Source organism: Accumulibacter sp., assembly GCF_031732815.1.
Taxonomy (GTDB): domain Bacteria; phylum Pseudomonadota; class Gammaproteobacteria; order Burkholderiales; family Rhodocyclaceae; genus Accumulibacter.
The window spans coordinates 1-9,555 of sequence record NZ_JAVMKF010000018.1; the positions used below are offsets into that span (position 1 = coordinate 1).

The window sequence follows — 9,555 nt, forward strand, 5'->3', positions numbered from 1 at the left end:
AGGAATGGCGTGCTGGTCGTCGGATAAGATCGGGGAAAGATCGCCGCCCAGACGAACATCTCGTCGACGGCAGGGTTGGTCTTTCTCACCAGCATCCCGGTCGTCGCTGAGAACCGCACGGCTCCACCGCCAAACCGCCCGCCAGTCGGCAGAAAAGAGAGGTCGGCGGCGACCGAGAAACGGTAGCTGCCCCATTTCCCGACCGTATCGCCGATCGCGCCATAACTGTCGAAGCCGTCACAGAATTGCAGCGCCATAATTATCCATCCTTGTGCATTAGGTTCTCGCGCCGACAAACGAGAGAGAGATGTCCGCGAGCGTCGCGTCCTGGGGCGCAGGCGCGAGCAGTTCGAGCACGTCCCCAGCTGCGAAGTTGGCGCCGCCTGCCAAAGTGAAGCTGGCGACTGCCTGACCGGCGGCGAAATCGACGGAGCCGACGTTGGTGCCGTTCTTGCGGAGCGCGAACGACGCGAGGCTCGTCGCCCCTGTGGCTGCCCGGCCGGTACTCCCCGTCAGGCTTGTCGGAAAACTCACGCCTCTCGGGAACACGTACTGAAAGACGAGCGCAGTCGCAGCAGGCAGGCCAGGAATGAACAGCCCAAGGTCGTAAAGGCCGCCTATTGCCGAGGCCGCGAGCGAAACCAGATTGGTGCCCCGCGAGCCGACGATCCCGAGTTCGCTTGCCCGGAGGATCACCGTGGCGCCCGCCGTTGTGGTTCGCAGCGTGGCGATCCTTGCCGTCGTGTTGTGCACGGCCAAGATGCGCTTGCCGTCCGGGACCGTGAGCGTGAAATCCGAGGCCGGCGTGCCGGTGAGGCGGATCAGGAAGTTCTCACGATAATCCGACGCTGAAACCGTCGTGTTGCCGCCGGTGCAATCGACGTCCACGGTGTCGTTCATCGCCAGATCGAGCTTGTCGAGCGCATCATTGATCGTGACCTCCTTCTGGTTTTGCGAGGCCGCGACATGGGTGATGGCGAGATTGGGCGTCGGCATTCAGGCAACCTCCACGGTGACGGCGCGCGCAAATCCTCGGCCGGCGATCGCGCTCAGCTGATAGGCGGCGACCGACAGCGACGTCGGCACGGTGCCAAAGTCGGTGAGGATGTCGGCATTGGCGTAGACGACACTCGGACTGGCGGTGACCAGCGTGCGTTTCAAGGCGCCGCCGGGGCCGGCGAGGATGTCGATCTCGTAGGCTTCGCTCGCCTCCCCAAGCGGCACCACGCCGGTGCCGTCTTTCAGCTCGCCGCCGATGCGCGTGCGCCGAACCCAGCTGAGCGTGATATTGCTCGGACTGCCGGTCTTCACGGCGCGAAGGTTCCAAGGCGCGTAGGGCTTCAGATCGCGGCCGGTATGAGCGTGGGATACGTTCTCGGCGTCTTCGAACAGGGTTCCGAAGCCGACCGCTCGCCAGAGGCGGCTCAAGCCCAGATCGCCAAGCGATAGGCTCAGCGGTTCGACATCGTCGGGGTCGAGAAGCACGAAGAGCTCGCCGGGTGCGTGGCCGGCGACGAAGACATCGGTGCCCCGCCTTCCTCGCAGCAGTCCACGCAAGGTATAAGAGCCATCCGGATTGAGCGTGACGTCCCGGAACTGGATGACCTCGGGCTCGCCATTGGCCTTGAGCACCAGGGCCGCGTTCGCCCCATTGACCAGCGCCTCCTGCGTGACGCTCTCCAGGCGATCGCCGCCCGTGGTCATGAACACGGTGAGTGCGTTTACCTCGTCCGTTGCGAACGGCGAGCTGGGACTGCCCAGCGCATTGGCCGTCGCGCCCCAGGCCGCTTCGCTCAAAGCCCGACCGATCTGCGACCACGCCGAGCCGTCGAGGCTTCGGTAGAGCGAGCCGCCGGGCCAGCCGGGGCCGCCAAAGCCGCCCATCAGGTAATAGGCGCGCGAGCCGGTCTGCCCGAGATCGTCGGTGTCGCGCAGCAAAGGCAGATCGGGAAGGATCAGCTTGGTCGCCGCCTGCGCCGCGATCACTTGGGCCGGTTTGCCAGCGCCGCTATCGGCAAGAACCGAGGAGACGTAGGTCGCGGCGGTCTCGGACACGCCCTTGATCCCGAGCAGGAAGTCGGCACCGACATCGATGCGGGTCAGACGTGTCCTAAAACTTGAGCCGGTCGCGAACACGACATCGATCACGTCGGTCGGGTCGAGCCGCAGCCAGTCGGGTAGCAGCTGCGCCTCGTAGGAGGAGCGCTCCTCCCAGGCGCTGAACAGGGTTTTCGCGGCAATGCGCTTGGCGGTGGTGGCATCGATGGCGAGCGCCAGTTCGACGCTCGCCTGATTACGCGAATGCATGGTCGGCGTCGGCAAGGACGCCCGCTTCTCGCTCTGCGAGCCCTGCGCATAGTCGGCGGCGATGTCCATGTAGACGATGCTGACCCGCTCGGGCAGCTCCACCTCTTGCGTTCGCCGCTCGCGCCAGGTTTCGGCGGTCCGATCGTCGATCGGCACGAGGAACTGGCTGTCGATCGTCGCGACCGGCGCCCGGCCGCGTGTACGGAAACGCAGCACATCGTCGCTTTCGGCGGCGTCGAAGAAATAGGCCTGCGCCAGCGGTTCGATCGCGCCGCGAACGGTGGTTTGCCGCCCGATCACATAGCCGGGCACGATGTCGTCGAGTTCACCGAGATCAAGGTCGGCCAGCCCTAAGCCCGCTCGCTCGCAGAGATCGGCGACGATGCCGGAGAGTGTTTCGCCTTCGCCGCCGCCGCGATTGAGAAACAGCCGGGCCCAGCCATTGGTGCCGCGCACCAGATGCGTGTCGGTGATCGCGTCATAGACCTGCGCACCGTTCTCACTGACCGCGCCCGGCCAGGTTTCGTCGGTCACAAGGGCACCCGTCGCGGTGTCGATCTGCACGAGCCGCGTTGCGCGCATCAGCGTCCAGCGTTGGCCTTGAAGGCGGCTCTGGCCGAAGAATGGCCCCTCGTAGTTGATCTGGATCGGCGTTGGTGTCTTCCAGACGATCCCCGCATCGCTTCGCCATTTGACCGTGTAGATCGCGCCGGCCGACCCGCCATTCAAAATCTGCACCTGAAAGATCACGCCATCGTCGGTCGCGTCATAGGTGAGGCCGCCGGCATCGTCATAGAACGCGGTGGCCCCTGCTTGAATCTGCGCAGGCGCGAAGCTCGCGACCTTCTCGAAGGTCACGCCGAGACTGAGGCCGCTCAAGGAATCGTAGGCGGCCGCGGCGGCGACACGAATGCGATAGAGCGCAAGCCCGGTGTGGCTCGTACCGGTGCCGCTGCCGAGAACCCAGCCCTCGCCGAAACCTTCGCCGACTGCGCCGCCGATCGCGCCACGGACGCGCGACTCATCGACCGTTTGGCCCGCGCCCCAGACATAACCCATGCCGTCGGCGCGGATCAGACCGACATCATCGAAAAGCGAACCGGTCAGGATGAAGTCCACCCGGCCCGACGGGCCATAGGCGGAGACCATGCCCATCCAGGTGGTCGCCACGAACCGCAGCGTGGAGTTCGATAGCCCGCTGCTGGTCGAGCCGAAACGGCTCACCTCTTTAAGAGCATTGGGCTCGATGCGCAGGATCGGTCGGGAATTGCTCGATCCCGTCACGAGATACAGGTAGCCGTCCTCGCCGCAGAAGAGCGTGCTCGGGAAGTTGTTCGGCGAAACGCTGGTGACGTCGCTCATGCGCGCCTGGCGGTCCTCTATCATCGTCCGCAGGCTGAAGCGCCGGATGCCCGCATTCGAGGCGCTGACATCGCTGTCGATGAAGTAGCCGTAGCCACGCCGCCAATCGACCGCGAGCTCGTCGATCTGATAGGAATCGAGAAGGCCGCCTTCGCCCGTGGTGATGAAATCGAGCAGTTGATAGGGCTTGCTCTCGGCACGCCGGAAGGTGATTTCGGCGGTAATGTTCGGGATCCTGTTCCCGAAATCCGCCAAGGCCAGGTCCTCGAAAACGATCGTGCACAGACCACGGTGCGCGGGCGCGCGGCCAGCGCCCACATGGGCTTCGATCAAGGGATCGGGCAGCTGGGTCTCATCGCCCGCATGAAAACGGAACCGTAGATTGGGTTTCGCGACATCCGGGTTCGATCCGGTCTTGTCGTAGATCAGCTTGCCGTCGGCCCAGATGCGTAAGACATCTTCGGCCGGCCCCTCGCCGAAGCTGAGGGCAAACGAGGCGAAGTAGGAATAGGTGACCGAGGTCTGGGTGGCACCACCGCCGCCGCCCTTACCCCCGGAACGGGTACGGGTGACATTCTGCTGTTCGCGGATGCCGGACGACCAGATGACATTGCCGGCCATGCGCAAGGTGCCATAGGCGATCGCGATCGGCGCACCGTAAGCCGAGGATGTGACCGTCAGGTCGCCAAGGCGCGGCCCTTCGGTTCGGACGTCCGGACCGCGACGCGGAAAGATCAGGTTGCCGACGACCGATCCGACCAGCCAGCCCGCGCTCCAGCCCACGCCGACGGCCGAGCCGAGCACGGCGCCGCCAACCGCGACAAGGATGGCCATGGGCTACTCCGAAACTCCGCGAAAGCGGAAGGCGAACTTGACCTTTGAGCGCCATTCGCCGGCGTAAGGCTCTTCGATCACCTGCCGTCTCAGCGCATGCGCATGAAGCAGATGAGGCGTACCGAAGCGCTCGGTCAGAAAGCCGCAATGGCAGGGATAGGCCTGGTCGGCAAAGACCAGCACGTCGCCGCCGCGCGCCTCGGGGACGGCAACACCATCCATCTGGCTGCGGAAATGCTCGACGAAGCCCTGGCCTTGCGCCCGGCGGCCATAGGCGGTGCTGTCATAATCCGCCAGCCCCAGATCGCGCGCGACGAGGACGACCAGGCCGGCGCAATCGATGCCCGCACGCGTGCGCCCTTGATGCCGCCAGGGAACGCCGAGATAGGACCGCGCCTGGGCCACCAGCCGATCAGCGCTCACTGTTTCATCGTGCATCGGGATAGGTCATGAGCGAGTCCTGCCCGGGCACGTAGGGCTCACCCCGGAAGTTCAGGACATTGGCAAAGCGGTCGATACAGGTGTCGAGGCGCTTGTCGCATCCGGGGTGGATGCGGAAGGCGTCGCCGACCCGGATCGGGTAGCCCATGGCGAGAAACAGCTCGAGGCGTGCGGTGCTTGCCGTCCAGGCTTTCACTTCCATCGCGCGACCGGCGTTGTTGCCGGACTCCCAGGTCAGCACACCGCCAGCGAACCAGTCATCGACGGCGCGAGGCTCATCGAGCACGACGAACATACTGGCGCGGTCGATGACATCAGCGACGATGCCGGACCGCGTCCAGGCATCCTCCGCGATAAAGACCGCCGTGCCGTCGGTCGTCTGCGCGCCGACCGTCGTCGCGTATGCCGGCTGCGTGGCCGCTGTCGTGCCCGCCGTGGTGCAACGGTAGATGCGGTTTTCGAATGCAGCGGATGTCGCAACGACCGCGGTCGTGTCCGAGAAGTGTCCTTCGATGCCGTCGAGCGCCGCGTTGCACACGGTGCCAGCCAGGCGCGTGCCGTTGAAAATGACGCGCAGCTGGCGCGTCCCCGCCGGCACGGGGGCATCGACGGCCTGGCGAAGCGACCAGGACGTTCCAGCCACCTCATTACCGGTATCGAGCGGTGTCGCCAGCACGGCACCTGCGGCATCGAGACATTCGAAGCGCAGACGCCCCTGATCGACGAGATCGTTCGAGCCATTGGCCCGCCAGCCGCGCAAGGTTACGAGATAGGCGCCACTGTCGGTCTTCGCGGGATCGATGACGTCCGTCAGATCGACTGTCTGACGCACCTCGAAGCTGGCGACGCTGCCGCCTTCGAGAAAGTGGGTCCGCGTTTTGGGTCCGAGCGGGTTGCTGATCGTCTTGGGCATCGCCGTGCCGGAGGCGACCGTCCAGCCCGAGAGACTGCCTGCATCGAAGCCCGGATTGACGAACGGGATCCCGATTTGCGCGGGCGCGGTTGACGTCCGGACACGAACGACATCGCCAGCGGCATAGGCGGTGGCGCGCGCGATCTCCACTGGCAGGATCGGGACTTTGCAACGATGATCGCCGAGATCGGCGCGGCATTCGGGGCTGTAGAGCTCGCCGATGCGCTGCTGCAGCGCCTGGGTCATGCCGCGCAACTCCGTGCGGAAGGTGCCCTGCTCGGTGAGCAGGACCTCGCCGAACCAGCCCCTGCGCATCCGCAAGGGGCCTTGCGCCGGGTCCATCCAGTTGACGAGAAAGATGCGAACCTCGGCGCCGTCGAACAGCCCGGCGCGAAGTTCCTCCTCACGGATCGCCGTGCTGTCGAAGACACCTTCGACATCGAGGTTGTCGACGCTGAGGCTTGCGTCATTGGCGATCGCCGTGCGCGAATAGCCGGTGCTGGCGCGATAGGTGTTGCCTTCGAAATCGATGTCCCGGTCGTGGTCCGTGAAATAGAACTCGACGCCGTCGAGACGGGTGATGCGCCAGAGGCAGGCGAGCGTCGTCACCGGCCCTGCCAAGTGGGCCGCAAGCGCCGTGGAGACGGATTTCATGGGCGGATCTCGATGATGGGAATCTGCCCCCAGCTGCCCAGCTGATAGGTCTCGATCGTGATGTCCATCTGGTCGCTGTCGAAACGGGCCGGCACATCGAACTCGAAGTCCGCCGTCACCTGGACGCCGGAGGCCGGCGCCGTCGTGAAGGTGACGAGACCCGTCGTGATATCGATGCTCCAGCCGGATGTGGCCTCGATGCCGTTGCGGTAGACCTTGGTGCTGCCGCCGACCGGCTTGACGATGGTGCGCTGCTCGACCTCGGCGCCGCTCGCATAGTGCTTGACCAGCTGAAAGGTCTTGGTCGTGCCGTCGCCGACCCCGATCGCTTGCGCAAGGCCCTGGTAGTCGGTCCAGTCCTTGAAGCGGAAGCCATAGGCGCGACCCTTCCGCGCCCGAAAGAACGCAATCAAGGCTGCCACCTGGTCCCGCTTCTTCAGCCCGTGCGCCACATTCCAGCGGCCGCGTGCCTGCGCCCAATTGGCGTTGCGGCGCTCGTGGCCCGACACCGTGATCACGACCGTCGTCGAGTAGCCGGGGCCACCCGCCGCGCCATAGGAGATGTCGGGCGGGAACTGAACCTCGTGGAACCCGGCCATGATCGCCCTCCGTCAGAGATTGCGCCGGGCCCGGTCGATGGCGCGCGCCGCCTCGGCCGCGATCTGCCCCTGCGCATAGCGAAAGCCGTTGGTGTCCGGCGTGGAGATGTTCATCACCACGTTGATCGGTTGCGAGGCGCGGCTTTCCCGGCCCATGGAGCCGCCCAGGGCGCGCATTTGTTCGGGCGTCAGAACAGCTTCGCCGCGCTTCAAGATGGCTGGCAGTTCGTCGGGCGCGAGACCCGCCAGTCCGCCGGTGTGGTAGCGCGGCGCGGCCAGGAAGATACCGGCATCCACCGAACGTGCAGGCGAGGCCGAATGGCCGATCACGCCACCCTCGTGGAAGAGGCCCGCGAAGATCTGGCCGATGCCGCCCAGCAGATCGTCGGCGTTATCGTTCAAGAATCCTGCGAGTGGCGCGGTAATCGCCTGACGCACGGCGATCCGCGTGATGTCGGCCAGAATGCTCTCGGTAAGCGAGGAGAACTCGAACTTGCCGGTGGTCACGAAGGAAACGAGCGCGTCCTCCATGGACTGGAAGGCGAGCGTGGTTGCCTCTTCGGCCGCGCTCGCGGCGTCGGTCGAGGCATCGACATAATCCTTAAGCGCACGGCGCACGCCGTCCTGCCATTCGCGGCTCTGACGCAGGGCGCGCTCCTGCGCCTCGGCAAGGTCCTCGTTGGCCCCCGCGAGCGCCCGGTTGAAGGTCTCCTGGTCGATCGCGCCCGCGCGCAGGAGTGCATTCAGCCGCTCCAGCGTGGCGGCGTACTCTTCCGTCGGCGTTCGCGTCTGCTCGATGAGCCGGCGCCCTTCCTCGCGCAGCCGCTCTTCTTCGCGCATCGCTTTGGCAAGCTCTTCGCGAGCCTGTTTCTCGTCGTAGAGCGCGCCGGCCAGCCGCTCGACCTCCGCGCGCTGGGCGGCGGTCGCTCCCTCCGACAAGCGCGACAGCGCCTGATCGATGGCGGCCTGCCGCTCATCGTTGAGACCTGCCACCTGGCGGCGAAAGTCTTCGATGATGCGGGCATTGGCCGCTCCGGCACGGGCCGCCGCCTCGCGCGCCGGGCGTTCGATGGCATCGATACGCCGGCGCGCCAGTTCCTCGGCGCGCGCGATCGCCGCGTCGACATCGGAGGCATTGCTGCCATCGGGCACGCGCAGCGCGGTCAAGCGCCGGCGCGTCTCCTCCAATTCCCGATTGATGCGCGCGATCCGCTCACCCGGATCCGTCGCGATCTGGTCGATCGCCCGGTCGATGTCGCGGCGCTGCGTCGCCAGAAGCTCAACCAGCCGCTCGGCCTCGGCTGCGCGGCGGCCCGCTTCGGCCTGGCGCTGCTCGGCGGCGAAGCTCTCGGCCTCGGAGCGGGCCTCAGCGATCAGATCATCGACCTGGCGCTGCAGCGCCTCGACGGTTCGACGCTGCTCCTCGATGGCGAAGCGCTGCCCAAGGAGGGGTGTGCCCGGGCCGCCTGCCTGCAGGCGGGCAAGCTCGTCCTGCGCTTCGATCAGACGTTTATTGAGCGCGACGATCCGCGTCGCGATCGGATCGTCCTCGAACAGGCTGGCGATCCCTTCGGCGGCGTCGGCGAGCAAATTGAGCGCGCCTTCCGCCAAACCTGAAACAGCCGGCGTTTGGCCGATGGCCTCAAGCAGATTGCCCCAGGCATCGGAGAGCCGGTTGGCGGCGCCCGTAAGGCCGCCCGCCTCGGCTGCGCCCGCACCGCCGACTTGTTGTTCGAGCGCATCGAGGATGACCTTCTGCGCCTCAGCCGTCTGGCCGGTCTCGACCAGCGACTGGATGAGTTCACGCTGCGAGGCGGTGAAAGAAACACCGACCCGGCGCAGCGCCGAGATGCCTTCGACGGGTTCCTCCAGCGCCTTGCCGAGTTGCGTGGCGGAGGATCGAAGATCCTGACCGAAAACGGCCGACAGATCCTGCGCCAGCCGGAGCGCCCGCGTGAAGGTATCGCCCGAGACCGAGCGGAAGGTCGCAAGCACGGCCGCGGCGTCCTGCACGGACTCGGCGGTCGTCAGCGTCGTGCGTTCGATCTCATCGGCGAAGGCGGCAATGGAGCGCGCCGTGAGGCCCGATGCCTGGCCGGTGGCGCGCAGCACCGCTTCGAGACGGCGATAGGAGCGCTCGGCTTCGGCGGCTTCCTGCAACCCCGCCGTCAGGGCGAGCCCGATGCCGGCCAAAGCCGCGCCGGCGGCGATGCCCGCCGGTCCAAGACGGGCGAGCGCGGCGCCGAGGGGGCCAAGACGTCCCGTCATGGCCTCAAGCGAGCCGCGCACCTGGCCGGTCGCGCCATCGATCGCCTGCAAGGCGCGCGAGGCGGGCCTGCTCGCGTCCTCGATGCGCTTCAGCGCGCGTTCGCCGGTCTCGCCGACATCGCGCAGCTCCGCCTTCACCTTGCCGCCGTCGATCACGGCGAGGCGGACGGAAAGATT

The 9,555-nt window shown here is 66.4% G+C and carries 6 protein-coding genes and 1 pseudogene; all 7 read right to left on the reverse strand.

What is annotated here, in order from left to right; translation table 11 throughout:
- Positions 1-257 (reverse strand): annotated as a pseudogene (locus RKP46_RS01435) (hypothetical protein); the annotation flags it as partial.
- Between the two features lie 19 nt (positions 258-276).
- Entirely contained in the window at positions 277-996 is a 720-nt protein-coding gene (locus tag RKP46_RS01440) for a hypothetical protein (RefSeq protein WP_311104979.1), read from the reverse strand.
- A complete protein-coding gene (locus RKP46_RS01445) occupies positions 997-4,503 on the reverse strand; it encodes a phage tail protein (protein WP_311104980.1) in 3,507 nt (1,168 codons plus the stop codon). It abuts the gene before it with no gap.
- A 3-nt stretch (positions 4,504-4,506) separates the two neighbouring features.
- Positions 4,507-4,941 (reverse strand): NlpC/P60 family protein, encoded by a 435-nt coding sequence (locus RKP46_RS01450; protein ID WP_311104981.1) that lies wholly within the window; start codon positions 4,939-4,941, stop codon positions 4,507-4,509.
- Entirely contained in the window at positions 4,931-6,511 is a 1,581-nt protein-coding gene (locus RKP46_RS01455) for a DUF2163 domain-containing protein (RefSeq protein WP_311104982.1), read from the reverse strand. The genes RKP46_RS01450 and RKP46_RS01455 overlap by 11 nt, the downstream gene beginning before the upstream one ends.
- Positions 6,508-7,110, reverse strand: a complete 603-nt coding sequence (locus tag RKP46_RS01460; protein ID WP_311104983.1) for a DUF2460 domain-containing protein — start codon at positions 7,108-7,110, stop codon at positions 6,508-6,510. Before RKP46_RS01460 ends, RKP46_RS01455 begins: the two co-directional genes overlap by 4 nt.
- 12 nt (positions 7,111-7,122) lie before the next feature.
- A partial coding sequence (locus tag RKP46_RS01465; RefSeq protein ID WP_311104984.1) for a phage tail tape measure C-terminal domain-containing protein occupies positions 7,123-9,555 on the reverse strand: 2,433 nt, incomplete at its 5' end.